Genomic DNA, 19,305 nt, shown 5'->3' on the forward strand with positions numbered 1-19,305 from the left:
AATGCTTTATGAATCCTCCCAGGAGACATTATGAAAGTTATGCGTACCACCGTCGCAACTGTTGTCGCCGCGACCTTATCGATGAGTGCTTTCTCTGTGTTTGCAGAAGCAAGCCTGACAGGCGCAGGTGCAACCTTCCCTGCGCCGGTGTATGCCAAATGGGCTGACACTTACCAGAAAGAAACCGGTAATAAAGTTAACTACCAGGGTATCGGTTCTTCCGGTGGCGTAAAACAGATTATCGCAAATACCGTTGATTTCGGTGCCTCTGACGCGCCGCTGTCTGACGAAAAACTGGCTCAGGAAGGCCTGTTCCAGTTCCCGACCGTGATTGGCGGCGTGGTGCTGGCGGTTAACATTCCAGGGCTGAAGTCTGGCGAACTGGTGCTGGATGGTAAAACCCTCGGCGACATCTACCTGGGCAAAATCAAGAAGTGGGATGATGAAGCCATCGCCAAACTGAATCCGGGTCTGAAACTGCCTTCACAGAACATTGCTGTAGTACGCCGCGCAGATGGCTCCGGGACTTCTTTCGTCTTCACCAGCTACCTGGCGAAAGTGAACGAAGAGTGGAAAAACAACGTTGGTACTGGCTCTACCGTAAAATGGCCGATCGGTCTGGGCGGTAAAGGTAACGACGGTATCGCTGCGTTCGTTCAGCGTCTGCCGGGTGCAATTGGTTACGTTGAATATGCTTACGCTAAGCAGAACAACCTGGCGTATACCAAATTGATCTCCGCTGATGGTAAACCGGTTAGTCCGACCGAAGAAAACTTCGCTAATGCAGCAAAAGGCGCAGACTGGAGCAAAACCTTCGCTCAGGATCTGACCAACCAGAAAGGCGAAGATGCATGGCCTATTACCTCAACCACGTTCATTCTGGTCCACAAAGATCAGAAGAAACCAGAGCAGGGCACAGAAGTGCTGAAATTCTTCGACTGGGCGTACAAAACCGGGGCTAAACAGGCGAACGACCTGGATTACGCCAGCCTGCCGGATAGCGTAGTGGAACAGGTTCGCGCTGCGTGGAAGACCAATATTAAAGACAGTAGCGGCAAGCCGCTGTACTAATAAAACTCAGGCCGGGTACGGTGTTTTACGCCGCATCCGGCATTACAAAATGACTTTGTAAACGCGTTTAACTGAAGAGTAACTTATGGCTGCAACCAAGCCTGCTTTTAACCCACCGGGTAAAAAGGGCGACATAATTTTCAGCGTGCTGGTAAAACTGGCGGCGCTGATTGTGCTATTGATGTTGGGTGGCATTATTGTCTCTCTGATCATCTCCTCCTGGCCGAGCATTCAGAAATTTGGTCTGGCTTTCCTCTGGACCAAAGAGTGGGATGCGCCAAACGATATCTACGGGGCGCTGGTGCCGATCTACGGTACGTTGGTGACTTCGTTTATCGCGCTGCTGATCGCCGTCCCGGTGAGTTTCGGTATCGCCCTGTTCCTGACTGAGCTTGCGCCTGGCTGGCTGAAACGCCCGCTGGGTATCGCCATTGAGCTGCTGGCAGCCATTCCAAGTATCGTTTACGGCATGTGGGGCCTGTTTATCTTTGCGCCGCTGTTCGCCGTTTACTTCCAGGAGCCGGTCGGCAATATCATGTCGAATATCCCGATTGTCGGCGCGCTGTTCTCTGGCCCGGCATTTGGTATCGGTATCCTCGCGGCAGGCGTGATCCTCGCCATCATGATTATTCCGTACATTGCGGCGGTAATGCGCGATGTGTTCGAACAAACCCCGGTGATGATGAAAGAGTCGGCCTACGGTATTGGCTGCACCACCTGGGAGGTTATCTGGCGTATCGTTCTTCCGTTCACCAAAAATGGTGTTATCGGCGGCATCATGCTGGGGCTGGGGCGTGCGCTCGGTGAAACCATGGCGGTGACCTTTATCATCGGTAACACCTATCAGCTCGACAGCGCCTCGCTGTACATGCCGGGCAACAGTATCACCTCTGCGCTGGCGAACGAATTTGCCGAAGCGGAATCCGGTCTGCACGTTGCCGCACTGATGGAACTGGGCCTGATCCTGTTTGTGATTACCTTCATCGTCCTCGCCGCATCGAAGTTTATGATTATGCGCCTGGCTAAGAATGAGGGGGCACGCTAATGGCTATGGTTGAAATGCAAACCACTGCGGCGCTGGCGGAATCCCGCCGCAAAATGCAGGCGCGTCGCCGCCTTAAGAACCGTATTGCGCTGACGCTCTCGATGGCGACGATGGCCTTCGGCCTGTTCTGGCTGATCTGGATTTTAATGTCCACCATCACCCGCGGTATCGATGGTATGTCGCTGGCGCTGTTCACTGAAATGACGCCACCGCCCAATACGGAAGGTGGTGGTCTGGCGAACGCCCTGGCGGGTAGCGGGCTGTTAATTTTGTGGGCCACGGTATTCGGTACGCCGCTGGGCATTATGGCGGGGATTTATCTGGCTGAATATGGTCGTAAATCCTGGCTGGCAGAAGTGATTCGCTTCATTAACGACATTCTGCTCTCCGCACCGTCGATTGTAGTTGGTCTGTTTGTTTACACCATCGTGGTGGCGCAGATGGAGCACTTCTCCGGCTGGGCGGGCGTGATTGCGCTGGCGCTGTTGCAGGTGCCGATTGTTATCCGCACCACCGAGAACATGCTGAAACTGGTGCCGGACAGCCTGCGTGAAGCGGCTTATGCGCTGGGTACGCCGAAGTGGAAGATGATCTCCGCGATTACGCTGAAAGCGTCGGTATCCGGGATTATGACCGGTATCCTGCTGGCGATTGCCCGTATTGCCGGTGAAACCGCGCCGCTGCTGTTTACCGCGCTCTCCAACCAGTTCTGGAGCACGGACATGATGCAGCCGATCGCCAACCTGCCGGTGACGATCTTTAAGTTTGCGATGAGCCCGTTTGCGGAATGGCAGCAACTGGCCTGGGCCGGGGTGTTGATCATTACCCTGTGCGTACTGCTGCTGAACATTCTGGCGCGCGTTGTTTTTGCGAAGAATAAACACGGTTAACACTTTGCCGGATGCGGCGTGAACGCCTTATCCGGCCTACGGTAAGCCTGATTAGCGAAGTGCATCAGGCACGATGAGGAAAAGATTGCAATGAGTATGGTTGAAACTGCCCCGAGTAAAATTCAGGTTCGTAATTTGAACTTCTACTACGGCAAATTCCATGCCCTGAAAAACATCAACCTGGATATCGCTAAAAACCAGGTAACGGCGTTTATCGGGCCGTCCGGCTGCGGTAAATCGACGCTGCTGCGTACCTTCAATAAAATGTTTGAACTGTACCCGGAACAGCGTGCGGAAGGTGAAATTCTGCTCGATGGCGACAACATCCTGACCAACTCTCAGGATATCGCCCTGCTGCGTGCGAAAGTGGGCATGGTGTTCCAGAAACCGACGCCGTTCCCGATGTCCATCTACGACAACATCGCCTTTGGTGTGCGTCTGTTTGAGAAGCTCTCCCGTGCCGACATGGACGAGCGCGTGCAGTGGGCATTGACCAAAGCCGCATTGTGGAACGAAACCAAAGATAAATTGCATCAGAGCGGTTACTCTCTCTCTGGTGGTCAGCAACAGCGTCTGTGTATTGCGCGTGGTATCGCCATTCGCCCGGAAGTGCTGCTGCTCGACGAACCATGTTCGGCGCTCGACCCCATCTCCACCGGGCGTATTGAAGAGCTGATTACCGAACTGAAGCAGGATTACACCGTGGTGATCGTCACCCACAACATGCAGCAGGCTGCGCGTTGTTCCGACCACACGGCGTTTATGTACCTGGGCGAATTGATTGAGTTCAGCAACACGGACGATCTGTTCACCAAGCCAGCGAAGAAACAAACAGAAGACTACATCACCGGTCGTTACGGTTGATTCAGGAGTGCGTTATGGACAGTCTCAATCTTAATAAACATATTTCCGGCCAGTTCAACGCCGAACTGGAAAGCATCCGCACGCAGGTGATGACCATGGGCGGCATGGTGGAGCAGCAGCTTTCTGATGCGATCACTGCAATGCACAACCAGGACAGCGATCTGGCGAAGCGCGTCATCGAAGGCGACAAGAACGTCAACATGATGGAAGTGGCGATCGATGAAGCCTGCGTGCGCATTATTGCCAAACGCCAGCCGACGGCGAGCGACCTGCGTCTGGTTATGGTGATCAGTAAAACCATTGCCGAGCTGGAGCGTATTGGCGACGTGGCGGACAAAATCTGCCGTACTGCGCTGGAGAAATTCTCCCAGCAGCATCAGCCGTTGCTGGTAAGTCTGGAGTCGCTGGGCCGTCATACCATCCAGATGCTGCACGACGTGCTGGACGCGTTCGCGCGGATGGACATTGACGAAGCGGTACGTATTTATCGTGAAGATAAAAAAGTCGATCAGGAGTACGAAGGTATTGTTCGTCAGCTGATGACCTACATGATGGAAGATTCGCGCACCATTCCAAGCGTACTTACCGCGCTGTTTTGTGCGCGTTCAATCGAACGTATCGGCGACCGCTGCCAGAATATCTGTGAGTTTATCTTCTACTACGTGAAAGGTCAGGATTTCCGTCATGTAGGCGGTGATGAGCTGGATAAACTGCTGGCCGGAAAAGACCCGAAAGAGTAACGCTAACTGTAGGTCAGATAAGGCTTTTACGCCGAATCTGGCAATCAGCCCGGTCATACATAGTTACCGGGCTGATAAACTTTCTCCCTGAAATATTGCCACACAAACTCACCTCGAAACTCTCCCAGTACATTGCATATACATTATTTCATTTGAATTATTTTACTTTTAATGTAGTGCCCCGCTATAAAAACATTTTTAGTATTCCTTTCATTTATATCGCTGCCTGCACAGAGAATGGAAAAGAAAACAAAAACCAGGGTAAAAGCCCTATATCGAAACATAAAAAATGAGCGATTTTTTACAGTATTCATAGGTGGTTTAGTCATAATCGTAGCAAACCAACACGCAAGTATGCTTTTTTAAGACAAATCGGCAATGTGTTGTGCTCGGGCGAATAAATATTGTGTTCAGGAGAAATGATTATGGCTATATCATCATATAGTACAGTTACAGATAAATTTGCTACTCTGACTAAAATGCCAGATGAAAATCTGAATGAAAAAAATAGAACGCAAAAATATTCAGGAAAAATTGGTTTGTCTGTTGATGATGTGGGTAAGTATTCAGTAACTCATAAAGATATAACAAACATTTTAGCTGGTTATAGTCAATCTTTTCTTAAACGAAGTCTTTGGGAATTTATACTCGATCTTTTTCCCATGTATCATATTAAGGAGACTAAACAAGCCATTATAGATTTCGTGTCGGAAACTGGTGATAAAGCTGATATATTTAATAAAATTAAATCTCTCGCCGATCAAGATCAACAATGGCGCTTTAATGCGACGACAGAATTTATTGTAGATGAAAATAAAGATATTATTGTTAGTAGAGTATTTAAAATAAATATTAATGCGCAAGATCATCATATTGATGCTGAAAAAAAGACAATGCATTCTTTATTTTCAGAAAAAATCAGTTTTGATATTTATAAGCATGATATTCATTTTGATGAGAAAGCTTTTCAATCAGGGATGTTGAAAATACAGTTCCCAAATGATAATGAAAAGCTTAGCGTATATTTAAAAAATAAAATCCCCTTTGAAAATATCACAATTGATTTATCTGCACTGGAAAAAGAAGCCCTGGCATCTTTAAAATATTGTAACTTTAAAAATGTGACATTCACTGGTAATATATCTTACGAAAATCTTAATGGTTCAGTATTTGAAAATTGTTTTTTTGAGGGCTGTAAATTTGAGAATGTGTCACTTATAAGCTCCAGGTGTCGAGTAAAACTAAATAATGAAATACCTATTTACGGCGTGTTTAAAGAGTGTTTTCTGTATCGATGTGAAATAAAAAATTTTAACATAGATACATCAAAAATATACTCTGTAAATCAAGATCCCAATGTGGGTAAGCCAGTTGGTGCATATCTGTTTATGCAATCATTTGTATATGAATGTACTCTTCTGAATGGAGTGTGTAAAAATGCAAGTATTATTGCAAGCAGTTTGTTATGTTGTAAAATAGCAAAGCTTAATGGTGCTGAAATGGATTTCATAGGGACTTCGTTTTATCACAAATATAGATGTGAATTAAAATATGATAATCATTTTTATATGTGTGATTTTAGCTCCTCTGATATGACATGCAAACGAAATGGAATTCGCAAAGATTTACTGGATTTTGATCCCAGAGAATATTTCAAAAAGGATGGAGGTAAACTTAATCTGGATAAACACATTTCAAACCTTATCTACGTTAATCTTTTCCCTAATATGAGTGGCGGTCGTTATATAAATGATAAATACGTTGCTGATGATATAGATAAATATTTAAAACTTAGTAATTGCAATTTACTTAAAACCTGTTTGGGCGAGTCAATCAATGGAATTAAATTGGATGATTGTGCTATTGATCCTTCAACCACTTGGTTAAGTGGTAATCTTGCTGCGAATAGCCAGATTAGAATTCCTGTTTATATGGACATGAAAGGAGCTATAGCTGAAAATGGCATTTCAGATTTCATGGAAAATTTAATGGAAGTTAATTCATGGGTAGAAGAATTCAATAATTATGGCAAGGATGCGATAAGTCATTACGAAAAGGAACTATTATATTTACAATCTTTGTTGGTCAAGCTGGGTAGCTTCAATCTTGATGATGAAGGCAAAAAATATCAACTTAATGGTGAAGCTATCCAGTATATTATATTAAATGTTTTGTACAATATAGAAAAAGATATAGCCAATGAAATAGATATTGATAAAGTGAATTTCATGCATAACCTCTATACTGGATTCTTTTGGCAAAGACATTACGATGAACGTAACTATTTAAAAATAAATCGTTCTGCTATTTCAAACAGCGCAAGATTTCACTTCCACTTTAATTTTAATGATTTGCGGGATATTTACAAAGACTATAATAATAATCATGAAGATGATAATTTTGATAAAATGCAAAAGATTTTTTTAGCATTGAATGAATTTAAGGAAAGAACGGAAATAAATTACAGGGATTATAGGAAAGTATCAAAATATGTAGATGATAAAGTCGATTTATTCTCTAGCATTGAGCAATATTTACGGTGGGTAATTGAGAAAAATAATGACTATAATAAGGAAAATTATGGCGATATAAAAGACAAATATGCCAAACTTATTGTCGAAAGAAATGATTTAGTCGATACTAAGGATCAATTGATTAAAGAGGGTTTTTACTTAAATAATAAAGACAATAAAGATAAAAAAGATGCGGAAAGAATTAATGAGATTAAGGGGATAATAAAGGTGATAGATGGAAAAATACCAAATATAAGTAAAGAGATTCTACATCTTAAGGATGAAACAGAGAGATTGGAGAAAGAGTATCAACAAGAAAATACACTTAATGATGTAGTTCAAAATATCAGGAGTTGGCTAAAAGAAAATGAAAATATGGTGAAAGCTATTAAAAAAATTGATACTGAATAACATGGCGAATAAATAAACGGATCAAGTCGTTCCTGTGACAATGAGGTTATACGAAAAGACGCTTACTCATCAGAAATTTGGTATGCTTTAATTAAACCAGTGTCGCTGATGTGTAAGCGTTGACGTTGGGAGGCGATTAAATGGTTATACCACTCCTACGCCTTTTCCAGACGGCGTATAAGAGTGCAACATGTTGAGTTTTCCGAGCGAATGGTGCATTTTACTAACCGAGCCATTTGAAACAACCAACGCAATAAAAAAGACTGGAATAATAAGCCTGTATTTATTATTCATCGCAATCGCACTCTACGGTTTTATCCTGCAGAAATGAGATTACTTCCAGCGGTTGTGGATTATCCCTGGGCGATAGTCATAGTCTGGTGTCAGGATTCACAAATGACCTGTTACCTGACATGGATATAAACACAACATAGAGTGCGGTAGTTAATCTGAATCATCTATTTTTCGGCTACACAGCACAAAACAACATTATTGATTCTTTATAAGAGAGAATCTCTCCATTATTTTTATATAAATCATTATTAAGAAAATCCAGAAGCTCTTGCCTTACACTATAAATATTGACTTTTTGGTCAACCAACGACAGTAATATATCCTTGATACCTTTTAATTTCATATTTCTATCAGATATTGTATTAAAAGTGAAGATGATATTACGTTTATTACAACTGGAGAACCAATATTTTAGAGTATTATTCGTCCACTTTGTTGGTGTCTTAATTAGTTGCGCTGTTGTTGTTTTTACATTGTTAAATGTAGAACCGCTAAAATTTGTCCCGACGCACGAAATGAAATTCATCTCTGAATTGTCAAAATTGCAATTCTTTATCTCACACATATCAAGGTTAACATCATGAAATGTCGAATATTTCATGTTTGCATGTGAAAATAAACATGCAATAAACGTTATATATTGCAACCTGGCATTACAAAAAGATTTATTTTTAAAATCAAAACAACAGGTTTTTTTTATTTTGAAATTGTTATTATATCTGCAATGTAAAGAAATCATGTTTTTTATTAACTGATAACACCATTGTGATGATTCTGGTAATTCATAGGGATGTAAATGGATGTTTTCATCGAATATAACCTGTGCGTTATGGTTGTTTATTGAAGATATATGGAAGCTATCATTTGTTAAAGCTATGGTTGTGCTAAAATTATGGTGGTGATCAGCGCTCATGAAATCAAATGTAACAATGTCGTTGTTTCCTTTCTTTTCTTTGTGATATGCGTTTAAAAAAGAAATATTTTCGATCTGTTCATCAGTTAATGTAAATGGCATTTCGTCATCAAAGAAAGCGTAATCGGCATTTGGGAGAGGAATACTCTCAATTGAGCATAGTTTTAATAAAAAAACATGAAAACAATGAAACTTGTTTTTATACATAAGAGAACTTAATCGCTGTTGTATCTTCTGTAGTTGTCCTTTGGGAAGTAAATGCTGTAAATTTGAAAAAGAGCCATCTAAAACATATTTGTATGTAAAAAGGTCCTCTCTCTGACCATTTATTAAAAAATCGTCAGACAATTTAGAAAAACGATTGAGATGACATAAATATTCCATTTGCTCCATATCCATATACTTATGGGGAACTGCGTGGTTTGGTGGTGTGCCAATAAGATTATCCATAAATCACCTTGATAAAAGTTAATGAAATCTATTTATTTTAACCTCGACAATAAAAGCGGCTATAAAAAAACGCTCATTTTCTGATGCTGCGGTTAACCCGTGGAATGTACCGTTAACCCCCTAAAAATTGCAAATCCAGGGTGAACACCCTGGGTTAAAATGGAAATAATGAGCTATTTTTTACAGTATTCACCGGTAATATAAGTAACACTTGTTGCTAACCTAACTAGCAGTACAGTTAATTAACAACATAGAAGTTATTGTTTTTCAAACAAAACAACTCAATATTGCACGCCGGAGGGTTTATGGTTGCTAAATTAAAACCAGATGTTCTTTTTAATACTAATCCTTTTTTAGAAGCAATGAATAAGGAGAGACTTAATCATAAAGGATATTGTGATAAAATTGCTGTAAGTATTAATAATAAGAAATATAATGTAAACTCTAAGGATATTGAAAATATTCTTGATGGCAAAGGGGATTTATTTAAAAAACGTACACTGTGGGAGTTTGTTCGCGATCTTTTTCCCGGCTCTCATATTAAAGAAGTCAAAGGCTTAATTTACGAATTTGTCACGAAAGTTGATAACAAAGCCGAGGTGTTCGATAAGATTAAATCTCTGGCAAAAAAAGAACAACAATGGCGATTTAGTACTAAGACAGACTTTACCACAAATGAAAATAATGAAGTTATTGTGAGTAGATCCTTTAATCTCTACACGGGGGCTACTTCGAATGATAACGAAAAAAAACAGGTTTCTTCAGAGAGATTAACGCTTGATAATTATATTGATGATTTACATTTTGATAATTCTCCCTTGAAGAGATTTATGTTTGATGATTATGCTGTAAAACTTACGACACTGATTAAAAATAAAATTCCTATTATTAATACAACAATCAATTTATCATCGTTGTCTAAGGATGTTTTAAATTCATTAAAATATTGTAGTTTTAAAAATGTAGTTTTTTCAGGAGTGATAAACAGCCCTAACCTTGAAGGTCCGGTTTTTGAAAATTGTTATTTCGAGGATTGTAAATTCAACAACATACAGCTTTATGAGACTAATGATGATACTGTGGGGTCAGGAAATAAAAAACCAATAAAAGGTATGTTTAAAGGTTGTTTTATTTCTAAATGCAAAATTGAAAATTATAGATGTGAGACGTCTAAAATCTACACCGTTACACAACCTGATAGTATTCAAGAAAAATTAGGTTCTTATCTCTTTATGCAGTCTTTCGTTCAGGATTGTATAATCCAGGGAGGATGTTGTCCTGGCTCGAGTATACTTCTGAGTCATTTTTATAACTGTAATATAATAGGGCTTGATGCTCATGGAATGGATTTTTTGGCAAATTCGTTCAACAAGTCTAATTATGATGAAATCAGGGGTCCGGATACGGGGACTGTGTTTTATAATTGTAATTTGAAGCATATTAAAATAAACGATGGTCTTCGTGAAGATGGTTCAGATAGATCTATGTTTAACCCCAAAGAGTATTTTTCTGATTACATTGAAAGAAGATCGAGAAATCTTAAGTTAGATGATAATTTTTCGAAATGCGTAGAGAGTATAAAGAAAGGGACCGATTCTTCATTTAGCAAGAAAAATACAGAAAACAATAATGTCTTCTTTAAAAATAGTAATTTGATTGGGGCAAATTTAGGCTATTATTACAGTGGAGATAGGTGCAAAGACTGTGCTATTGATCCAAATACAAATTATTCAAAAGATGGTCTTACAGCGCAAAAATACATGTATATGGATCTAGACGGAGCTATAAGTAAAGAACAAATATCTGATTTCTTAAAAAAGGTAAGTGCTATCAATATCGATGTAATAAATTTTTATAATTCCGAGTCAAAGACTAAGGAAAAATATAAAAACGCATTTTTAGAGTTAGAGTCGTTTTTATCAACACTTTATGTTGAAAATAAATCGTACGAGGGAAAATATCATTTTGATAATAGTAGGATTGAGTTTTTTATTTTCAAAGATATGCAGGTAAAAGCACAAAATATCATTAGCAATATGATAGAAAATGAACGAATTAAGTTTGTTGAATCTATAATAAATAAAATGATTCCGCCGCCAGATGGAACAATACTTACTGAAAATCCAACCGAATTTATCCAAAAGAAAATTAAGGAGTCTCATAAAGAATCTGTTAGAAATGTAACATTTGAATATAAGGAACTTGCACCCATTTTTGAAGGTGTTGAAGAAAAACAAATTAAAGCACTATCAAACCAACTGGAACATATAAAATCTTTTAAGACAGATTACGATTCAAGGCTCAATAAATATGCTCGCGATTTTCACTATTTTTCCAGTGTATTCGCAATTAACAGGGAGGATTTACTAAAAAACTATCAGGAAATAAGAGCTTCCATTAAAGATTACGATGACTTATTGCGAGAAATTAAAGAGTTAACCATAAAGCGTGATAAATCAGTAGATGATAAAAGGACTTTATTTGATAACAAAAGGGACAAGTGGAATAGTCAAGAAGTACAGGATGAAGTAGCGGCATTAAATCAGAAGATTGCTGACGATGACAATAAGATACGTTCTAACCTTAATATTGTTAAAAATCATAGACGCGAGAATCAATATAAAGCGAATAAAAATATCAGTAACGCGATGCTTAATATTCTGGATTGGTTCGAACGGTATCCCGATATTGTGAAAAATATAAACCAGGCTTAACCATACAGAGGGTGAGCGACTGGACGATTAACGACATAAATTATTTATAGGGAATAGACGCTTACTCATCAGACACCTGGTATTTTTTATCTCAAACCAGCGTGACTGATGTGTAAGCGTTGAAGTAAGGAGGCGATTATCGCGTTATCTTCCAGCCGCGTGCCTTCCAGAGTGCAGGCAGCTGCGCCAGCTCGGTAAAGGTGGTGACTTTCGGGTGAACGATCGGTTTATTGTGCGGGTCAGCGCAGAAGTAAAACACTTCCATTCCGGCATCTATCCCTGATTGCGCGCCGGCGCTGGAGTCATCGACCAGAATGCAGTTTTCAACGTTCACATTCATCGCTTTTGCAGCATGGAACATTAATGCCGGATCGGGCTTCCAACGCTGAATGTCGTAACCGCTGAACAGTTTTTCCGGGAAGTAGTGCAGCATGTTGAGCTTACCAAGCGAATGCTGCATTTTGCTGACCGGACCGTTAGAGACGACGCACATCGGCACGTTAATGCTTGCCAGCAATTCGTTCGCTCCTGCGATGTCCTCAAGTTCGGTATCAAACAGACGTGCTACTTCTGCGCGGTAAACGTGTTCGGCATCGGCCTGGACCATCGTCACGCCCTGTTCTTTACTGATGATGTCGATGATTTCGTAGAGTTTTACGCCTTTAAAACGGGTAAAAATCTCTTCCAGCTCAACGTGAATGCCAAATTCCCTGAACATCGTGACATAGGCGCGAGAGCAAATGACCTCGCTATCGACCAGCGTACCGTCGCAGTCGAAAAATACCGCTTCTATCTGGGACATGTCTTTCCTTTATCGTTAGTTTAACGTTTTCGTCATGCCAATTTGCATGACGCAATCGTTGCCGTATAAGCAAATACAATGAAAAAAAGTTATCTTCAGCCGTCCATATTGTCTCATTTTGGTATACGATAGCGACGGATTTTCCCTCCTTGTTCGGAAATAGATAATGAGTCAACAACACACAACCCAGGCTTCTGGCCAGGGGATGCTGGAACGCGTGTTTAAACTGCGCGAACATGGCACGACGGCACGGACCGAAGTGATCGCCGGTTTTACCACCTTCCTGACGATGGTTTACATCGTTTTTGTTAACCCGCAAATTCTTGGCGTTGCTGGCATGGATACCAGCGCCGTCTTCGTCACGACCTGTCTGATTGCTGCATTCGGCAGTATTATGATGGGACTGTTTGCTAACCTGCCAGTTGCACTGGCACCCGCTATGGGCCTGAATGCGTTCTTCGCTTTTGTGGTTGTGCAGGCAATGGGCTTGCCGTGGCAGGTCGGGATGGGCGCAATCTTCTGGGGCGCGATTGGTCTGCTGTTACTGACGATTTTCCGCGTTCGCTACTGGATGATAGCCAACATTCCGGTGAGTCTGCGTGTGGGCATTACCAGCGGTATCGGCCTGTTTATTGGCATGATGGGACTGAAGAATGCAGGTGTGATTGTCGCTAACCCGGAAACGCTGGTGAGCATCGGTAATCTGACTTCTCACAGCGTACTGCTGGGGATCCTCGGCTTCTTCATCATTGCTATTCTGGCCTCACGCAACATTCACGCGGCGGTGCTGGTTTCCATCGTGGTGACGACGCTGCTGGGCTGGATGCTGGGTGATGTCCACTACAATGGCATCGTTTCTGCGCCGCCGAGCGTAATGACTGTCGTGGGTCATGTAGATTTAGCCGGGTCGTTTAACCTTGGGCTGGCAGGGGTGATTTTCTCTTTCATGCTGGTCAACTTGTTTGACTCCTCCGGTACGCTGATTGGCGTGACAGATAAAGCAGGACTGGCGGATGAAAAAGGTAAATTCCCGCGCATGAAGCAGGCACTGTATGTCGACAGCATCTCTTCCGTGACCGGTTCGTTTATCGGGACTTCTTCTGTTACGGCGTATATCGAGTCTTCTTCCGGCGTTTCCGTTGGGGGGCGTACCGGCCTGACGGCAGTCGTTGTTGGTCTGCTGTTCCTGCTGGTTATCTTCCTGTCGCCGCTGGCGGGGATGGTGCCGGGATATGCCGCAGCTGGCGCGCTGATCTACGTGGGCGTACTGATGACCTCAAGTCTTGCTCGCGTGAACTGGCAGGATCTTACTGAATGTGTTCCGGCGTTTATTACCGCTGTGATGATGCCGTTCAGCTTCTCGATTACCGAAGGTATTGCGCTGGGCTTTATCTCCTACTGCGTGATGAAGATTGGTACCGGACGTCTGCGTGATATAAGCCCGTGCGTAATCATCGTTGCGCTGCTGTTTATCCTGAAGATTGTGTTTATCGACGCTCACTAAAATCGATAGCGCGTTAAAAACCCGCCATGCATGTTTGCTGGCGGGTTTTTTATTTAGCTCTTAACTCGCTGAATAAACTCACCAAATGCAGTCAATTGCCCGGTCAGGTGGTCCAGCGTACCCTGATCAATCACTTCTCCGGTTTGCGGATCAACTTTGTTCTGAATCACGCCGCCCATAAATTCCGGCTTGTTCATCACCATTGCATCGAGGAAAACCAGAATCTGGCGCAGGTGATACTGACAGCGCGCGCCGCCAATCACGCCCATTGAGCTGGTCTGAATCAACACCGGTTTACCGGCCAGCGGTTGATCCGGCAGGCGGGAAAGCCAGTCGATGGCATTTTTCAGCCCACCCGGTACCGAGTAGTTATATTCCGGCGTGACGATCACCACACCGTCAGCCTGACGGATCTGTTCCGCCAGAGCTTCAACCGTTGCTGGAAAACCTTCTTCCTGCTGTACGTCAGCGTCATACAAGGGAATGTCGGCAATGGAAGGTAACGCATTGACTTCCATGCTCGCCGGAGCAATTTTCGGCAGGGTACGTGCAACCATGCCATTAAATGAGCCTTTGCGCAGGCTTCCCAGTAACGTAACCACCTTCAATTTTTCAGACATGATGACTCCTGTGGTTGTCTATCAATTTGGCGAAAAAGACTTCACGGTAGAGAGCTGGGCAAAACGCATCATCCGGCTGGTAGGATTGTTGGCGCGGCTGTGAATATCCGGCAGGCTTTTCCAGCCGTGTTTGCCATCTAACTCCCAGACACTGAGCTTTTCAATCGTGGGCGTGACCGCCACGGACCACACCAGCACGTCCTCCGCGTCGCATAACGCTTCTACATGATTTACATGAGCACATTTCAGGCGTCCGGCAATGGGCAGCAGCTGCAGATCGCGCGGATCGTCATTCAAAACATCACCGGTTAGTTTTAGCACGCTTCGGCGCAGCGTGATGAGCTGCGCCCGCGCTTCGTTTGGATCGTTTTGTTTACTGATCCATAGCGATTCATTGCTGGAAAAGGTGTGGTTATCGAGCGCGTGTGGGCTATGAAACCCGCGCGTCGCACGCTGCAGTTCCATATCGAGGCCACATTCACCTTCGGTTGTTAACGCCACGCCAACCATATTCCCGGCATAGGAAATAGAAAACGAAGGCAAATTTTTATCGCTGAAAACCGGTTTACCTTTCGGCAGGGTGACGATTTCCGGCAATTCGCCAATGCCATACAGCATGAACATCAGTTCTGCGAGTAAACCTCTGGACGCCAGAAAACGGCTTTGACGATGAGGGGGAATGTTTCGGGCTTCTTGATGACACTGGGAGGGGAGACGAACAGAAATCAGATGTCCTTCCGTTAAAATCCCTCGGGCAAAGTGAGTCGCCATTTTTCGCTCCATGCTTAATGGTCCATTATGAATACAAGAGTAATCATTTACTGGAATGATGGACAGACTAAAGCGGCTAAAAGTTCGATTCAGATAAGTTTATTACAACTTTTTTACATTTTATTGTGAAATAGGGTCGCGTTTCATACGATTCGGTTATGCCATCGACGCGTAAAGATTTTTAATGGTTTCCCGTAACCAGACGATCTTCGGATTATGGCTGTTCCGTTTATGCCACAGCAGGGTAAAAGGGACTTCCAGCTTTTTTTGCTGGCTTTCGTCAAACGGGAGAGGAAGAGCAACCAACGGCAGTTGGTGGAGTTGATTGTAGTACTGACAGTAGCGCGGCGCGGTCGCCAGTAGCAGATTGTCGGGCTGTGCTGCCATAAACAGTGACTGCTCGAATTCCGGCAGGCTCATAGCAATCGTGCGTTCGCGCCCCAGCTCCTGTAACACATTGTCCAGCGCCCAGGTATCGCTCTGTTCCCAGCAAATGCTGATATGCGGATAACGTAAAAAGGTGTCCAGATTCCATGCTTCATGCAGTGCCGGATGATCTTTGCGTAACCAGACGCAGGGCACATCACTAAACAGCACTTCATAATCAATGGCTAACGGTAGCGAGCTTAACAGCTCCCGCGAACGGGGATGACTTTCGCGACCAGAAAAACCAATATCCACTTCACCACGAGTAATGGCATCTAAGGAATCGTAATCCCAGTTACGTAATTTGATGGTCGCCTGCGGGTAACGTTGGTAGATCCGTTTCGACAGCGCATTAAGCATGATCATCATCAGCGGCGATTCCGCCGCCAGCTCAAACTTCAGGCCGCGCGGTGTCTGGTGATGCGGTTTATCCAGCAGCAGGTTGCTCATTTGCATCCATTCCGCCAGATTTTGCTCCATGCTGACCATTAGCGGTGTGGGCGACAGGCCCAGCGGTGAGTTCACAAAGAGTGGGTCGTCAAACCACGCTCTTAACTTTGCCAGCGACTTACTCACCGCCGAAGGTGTCACGTTCATCCGCTTCGCCGCTTTGGTCACGCTGCGCTCCTGCATCAGCAGTTGCAGACAGAGCAGCAAATTGAGATCAAGCGTGGTGATGGATTTCTTCATGAGCGGCAACGGGGCGTCCAGGCGCGACGAACATAATCAGCAACAGGCTCACTATGCTACAGGCAATCAGAATCCCGATCAGCATATTCCATGCGCCGATACCAACCACCGCTGCCAGCCAAATCCACAGTGACGAACCGCAAACCTGCGCAATACCTAAGGTCGAGCTGGCTACGCCCGCGCGTAATGAAAACGGCCCTAACGCCTGACTCATCGCTACGCCAAAACCTACCGAGAAACCGGCGCAAATCAGCGTGATACCAAACAGAGAAACCGCATGGGAAGGTGAAACGGCAAGAGTGATCCCCGCCGCCAGGAATAACACCTGTGAGGTGATCATCAACGTACGTGGCTTAAAAATTCCCAGCGCAAATGGTGTGGAGAATGAAACGGTCATGCTGACGCCAGCGGTCAACGCCATAATGGTGGCGTATTCCCCGCGCTCAAAACCCATGATTTCCATCAGCAATACCGGCGACGTGTTGACGAAGGTGAGGATCACCGAAACGCTGAGGGTGGTGATAACAACACGGCTGAGGAAAAACCGGTTAAGCAGCGACTCGCTATTTTCTCGTGGTTTGTCAGAAGCTGCGAGGGCCGCAGGGCGCGTTTCTTTTAAAATAAACAAAGACAACATCAGTACCGCGATGCCCATCGTTGCCATCGTCCAGAACAGACTCTGCCACGGGAATTTAAGCATAATCAGGTGTCCGAGCACCGGCGCTAATACCGGAATGATGCAGGTAATGCCGTTGAGTAACGACAGCACTTTAGCCCGACGTCGATCATCCAGCGTGTCGCGTAAAATGGCGAACGCCACCACGTAACAACAGCCCGCGCCCAGCCCCTGTAGAAATCGCCCTGCAAGAAATAACGTGCTGGTTTCAGCCAGTGAACAGAACACCGAGGCGATAATAAATAGCGCCGCGCCGGGTATGGCGACAGGCTTTCTCCCTGAACGATCGGCCACTTTACCGGCAAATAACATCGCAGCTGCCATGCCCGCCAGATAAACGGAGAACGCAATATGCAACTGCGCTTCGCTGGCATTGAGATCGGCGGCGATGCGCGGCAAACCAACGAGGTACATATCAATCCCGGCGGGATACAGTAAAACCAGGGCAAAACTACAAATCAAAAAGCGGGACATGGGCTAAAGCGTCCTGATAGTAAGGTGACGCAAAGCATACGTGGTGAAGGAGAATCAGGCGAGTTGCCATTTGGACATAAGTGATTTCCTGACAGGCAAGAAGCCAGCGAAATGGCTGGCTTCTTGAAGGATGATTTAGCCAAATTTAGGTAACACGTTAAAGACGTTACCGAACCAGCATAAAATTACGGTTATACCAAAGAGAATGACAATCGCCGGAATAAGATTGCCGCCCCAGACCGTGAACATCTGATTGGGAAACTTCTTGCGGGCTTTGATTGCCAGTACAGCAGGAATTATTACCGCCCAGATGGTGGCGCACAGTCCGGCACCGCCGATCCCGTAAATAAAGCCGTTCGGGAAGATCAGATACAACAACGCAGGTGGCAGGAAGGTTAACAGCACGGTTTTGAAACGCCCGGCGTGGGAGTTATCAATCTTAAACAGATCCGCCAGATAATCGAACAATCCCAGCGTGACACCAAAAAACGAACTGGCAACAGCTAAGTTAGAGAACACCAGCAGGCAAAACTCGATAATCCCATGCTGTTTGGTGCCGAGGAACGATTTCACCAGCGAATCAACGTTGCCGCCTGAAGAGATAATCGCCTTAAAGCTTTCTCGTGGGATATTCCCCATCGTGCAATAGAGCCAGAAGAGATAAATCACCAGCGCCAGCAGCGAACCGAAGACCACGCTTTTGATTAGCTTATCTTTGCGTTTGCCATAGCAAATAATCAGGCTGGGAATATTGCCGTGGAAACCAAATGACGCCAGACACACCGGCAAAGCCATAAAGATATACGGGAAATAAGATGTACCCGCAGTGGTGCTGGTGGCATCGCGCAGAATGGAATAATCGACCTGGAAGAAGAAAGAACCAAACACGATCACAAAGGAGATAATCTTCAACCCGAGGAACAACGAGGTAATACGACTGGCGGCTAACGAGCTTATCCACAATACGCTGGCAACGAAAATGGCTGTGCAGATCCCGACAATACGTGGATTAGCGTGATAACCCAAATTCATTGATATCGTTTCACTAATGATCGCACCATTAGCAGAGATATAGGCATAAGTGAGGATATAGAGAACGAAGGCAACGGTAATACCGCTGATAATGTTCCAGGTGTTACCGATTAAATCTTTGGTGATAGTGTTAAAACTGGAGCCGACGGGATAATTTAAATTTGCTTCTAATAACAATAACCCGGAATGAAGCATTGAAAACCAGGCAATGATAAGGATAAAGGCACCCCAGAAAAACCAGGCACCGGCAAGATCAACAGGTAAAGCAAACATACCTCCACCAATTACTGTACCTGCTATAACCATAACACCCCAAAATGCAGAGTGTTTTTTTTCAGCTTGATCAGTCATGATGCCACCTTTAGAGGAAGGCTATTTTTGTTATTGAGGATGTAGGGTAAGAGA

15 protein-coding genes and 1 pseudogene are annotated in these 19,305 nt (G+C 44.1%); 9 read left to right on the forward strand and 7 right to left on the reverse strand.

What is annotated here, in order from left to right; translation table 11 throughout:
* Positions 1-30: 30 nt before the first annotated feature.
* The 7 genes and pseudogenes from pstS (at position 31) to ACJHWK_RS13810 (ending at position 7,534) form a co-directional block, all read left to right on the forward strand.
* Complete coding sequence (pstS, locus tag ACJHWK_RS13780; RefSeq protein WP_000867151.1) at positions 31-1,071, forward strand: phosphate ABC transporter substrate-binding protein PstS; 1,041 nt, start codon at positions 31-33, stop codon at positions 1,069-1,071.
* 85 nt (positions 1,072-1,156) lie between these two features.
* Positions 1,157-2,116, forward strand: coding sequence for a phosphate ABC transporter permease PstC (pstC, locus tag ACJHWK_RS13785; protein ID WP_000741620.1), 960 nt, complete (start codon positions 1,157-1,159; stop codon positions 2,114-2,116).
* Positions 2,116-3,006 carry a phosphate ABC transporter permease PstA gene (gene pstA, locus ACJHWK_RS13790; RefSeq protein WP_001251991.1) on the forward strand — a complete coding sequence of 297 codons (891 nt, stop codon included), beginning with the start codon at positions 2,116-2,118 and terminating at the stop codon, positions 3,004-3,006. Before pstC ends, pstA begins: the two co-directional genes overlap by 1 nt.
* Positions 3,007-3,096: 90 nt before the next feature.
* Entirely contained in the window at positions 3,097-3,870 is a 774-nt protein-coding gene (pstB, locus tag ACJHWK_RS13795; protein WP_000063125.1) for a phosphate ABC transporter ATP-binding protein PstB, read from the forward strand.
* Between the two features lie 14 nt (positions 3,871-3,884).
* Complete coding sequence (gene phoU, locus ACJHWK_RS13800) at positions 3,885-4,610, forward strand: phosphate signaling complex protein PhoU (protein WP_000377785.1); 726 nt, start codon at positions 3,885-3,887, stop codon at positions 4,608-4,610.
* 425 nt (positions 4,611-5,035) lie between these two features.
* Positions 5,036-5,183 (forward strand): annotated as a pseudogene (locus ACJHWK_RS13805) (hypothetical protein).
* Positions 5,150-7,534, forward strand: coding sequence for a type III effector protein (locus ACJHWK_RS13810; RefSeq protein WP_170886077.1), 2,385 nt, complete (start codon positions 5,150-5,152; stop codon positions 7,532-7,534). The pseudogene ACJHWK_RS13805 and the gene ACJHWK_RS13810 overlap by 34 nt, the downstream one beginning before the upstream one ends.
* A gap of 469 nt (positions 7,535-8,003) precedes the next feature.
* On the opposite strand, the gene ACJHWK_RS13815 is transcribed toward ACJHWK_RS13810, so the two are convergent.
* Positions 8,004-9,191, reverse strand: a complete 1,188-nt coding sequence (locus tag ACJHWK_RS13815; protein ID WP_020233218.1) for a pentapeptide repeat-containing protein — start codon at positions 9,189-9,191, stop codon at positions 8,004-8,006.
* 305 nt (positions 9,192-9,496) lie between these two features.
* Between ACJHWK_RS13815 and espY4 the strand changes: the two genes are divergently transcribed.
* Positions 9,497-11,905 carry a T3SS effector EspY4 gene (espY4, locus tag ACJHWK_RS13820; protein WP_021523305.1) on the forward strand — a complete coding sequence of 803 codons (2,409 nt, stop codon included), beginning with the start codon at positions 9,497-9,499 and terminating at the stop codon, positions 11,903-11,905.
* A gap of 136 nt (positions 11,906-12,041) precedes the next feature.
* Here espY4 and yieH read toward each other — a convergent pair whose 3' ends face one another.
* On the reverse strand, positions 12,042-12,707 hold the full coding sequence (gene yieH, locus ACJHWK_RS13825) for a 6-phosphogluconate phosphatase (protein WP_001521718.1): 666 nt from the start codon (positions 12,705-12,707) through the stop codon (positions 12,042-12,044).
* A gap of 166 nt (positions 12,708-12,873) precedes the next feature.
* On the opposite strand from yieH, the gene adeP reads away from it, so the two are divergent.
* On the forward strand, positions 12,874-14,211 hold the full coding sequence (gene adeP / locus ACJHWK_RS13830) for an adenine permease AdeP (RefSeq protein ID WP_410234855.1): 1,338 nt from the start codon (positions 12,874-12,876) through the stop codon (positions 14,209-14,211).
* A gap of 53 nt (positions 14,212-14,264) precedes the next feature.
* Here adeP and yieF read toward each other — a convergent pair whose 3' ends face one another.
* The 5 genes from yieF to tnaB all read right to left on the reverse strand — a co-directional run bounded on the left by yieF (position 14,265) and on the right by tnaB (position 19,251).
* A complete protein-coding gene (gene yieF / locus ACJHWK_RS13835) occupies positions 14,265-14,831 on the reverse strand; it encodes a class I chromate reductase YieF (RefSeq protein WP_001521717.1) in 567 nt (188 codons plus the stop codon).
* Between the two features lie 21 nt (positions 14,832-14,852).
* On the reverse strand, positions 14,853-15,602 hold the full coding sequence (locus tag ACJHWK_RS13840) for a 4'-phosphopantetheinyl transferase family protein (protein WP_001560168.1): 750 nt from the start codon (positions 15,600-15,602) through the stop codon (positions 14,853-14,855).
* A gap of 156 nt (positions 15,603-15,758) precedes the next feature.
* Positions 15,759-16,718 carry an HTH-type transcriptional regulator YidZ gene (yidZ, locus tag ACJHWK_RS13845; RefSeq protein ID WP_001315095.1) on the reverse strand — a complete coding sequence of 320 codons (960 nt, stop codon included), beginning with the start codon at positions 16,716-16,718 and terminating at the stop codon, positions 15,759-15,761.
* Positions 16,693-17,868: a multidrug efflux MFS transporter MdtL gene (gene mdtL / locus ACJHWK_RS13850; RefSeq protein ID WP_000086003.1), complete on the reverse strand. Its 1,176-nt coding sequence runs from the start codon at positions 17,866-17,868 to the stop codon at positions 16,693-16,695. The genes yidZ and mdtL overlap by 26 nt, the downstream gene beginning before the upstream one ends.
* Positions 17,869-18,003: 135 nt before the next feature.
* Complete coding sequence (gene tnaB / locus ACJHWK_RS13855; RefSeq protein WP_000131908.1) at positions 18,004-19,251, reverse strand: low affinity tryptophan permease TnaB; 1,248 nt, start codon at positions 19,249-19,251, stop codon at positions 18,004-18,006.
* Positions 19,252-19,305 lie beyond the last annotated feature (54 nt).

The organism is Escherichia sp. WS547, from assembly GCF_046486065.1.
In the GTDB taxonomy this organism is placed as follows: domain Bacteria; phylum Pseudomonadota; class Gammaproteobacteria; order Enterobacterales; family Enterobacteriaceae; genus Escherichia; species Escherichia coli.

What these genes read in the sequence shown, in the direction of transcription:
- pstS (WP_000867151.1), top strand. Translation starts at nt 31, where the DNA reads ATGAAAGTTATGCGTACCACCGTCGCAACTGTTGTCGCCGCGACCTTA.
- pstC (WP_000741620.1), top strand. Translation starts at nt 1,157, where the DNA reads ATGGCTGCAACCAAGCCTGCTTTTAACCCACCGGGTAAAAAGGGCGAC.
- pstA (WP_001251991.1), top strand. Translation starts at nt 2,116, where the DNA reads ATGGCTATGGTTGAAATGCAAACCACTGCGGCGCTGGCGGAATCCCGC.
- pstB (WP_000063125.1), top strand. Translation starts at nt 3,097, where the DNA reads ATGAGTATGGTTGAAACTGCCCCGAGTAAAATTCAGGTTCGTAATTTG.
- phoU (WP_000377785.1), top strand. Translation starts at nt 3,885, where the DNA reads ATGGACAGTCTCAATCTTAATAAACATATTTCCGGCCAGTTCAACGCC.
- ACJHWK_RS13815 (WP_020233218.1), bottom strand. Translation starts at nt 9,191, where the DNA reads ATGGATAATCTTATTGGCACACCACCAAACCACGCAGTTCCCCATAAG.
- espY4 (WP_021523305.1), top strand. Translation starts at nt 9,497, where the DNA reads ATGGTTGCTAAATTAAAACCAGATGTTCTTTTTAATACTAATCCTTTT.
- yieH (WP_001521718.1), bottom strand. Translation starts at nt 12,707, where the DNA reads ATGTCCCAGATAGAAGCGGTATTTTTCGACTGCGACGGTACGCTGGTC.
- adeP (WP_410234855.1), top strand. Translation starts at nt 12,874, where the DNA reads ATGAGTCAACAACACACAACCCAGGCTTCTGGCCAGGGGATGCTGGAA.
- yieF (WP_001521717.1), bottom strand. Translation starts at nt 14,831, where the DNA reads ATGTCTGAAAAATTGAAGGTGGTTACGTTACTGGGAAGCCTGCGCAAA.
- ACJHWK_RS13840 (WP_001560168.1), bottom strand. Translation starts at nt 15,602, where the DNA reads ATGGCGACTCACTTTGCCCGAGGGATTTTAACGGAAGGACATCTGATT.
- yidZ (WP_001315095.1), bottom strand. Translation starts at nt 16,718, where the DNA reads ATGAAGAAATCCATCACCACGCTTGATCTCAATTTGCTGCTCTGTCTG.
- mdtL (WP_000086003.1), bottom strand. Translation starts at nt 17,868, where the DNA reads ATGTCCCGCTTTTTGATTTGTAGTTTTGCCCTGGTTTTACTGTATCCC.
- tnaB (WP_000131908.1), bottom strand. Translation starts at nt 19,251, where the DNA reads ATGACTGATCAAGCTGAAAAAAAACACTCTGCATTTTGGGGTGTTATG.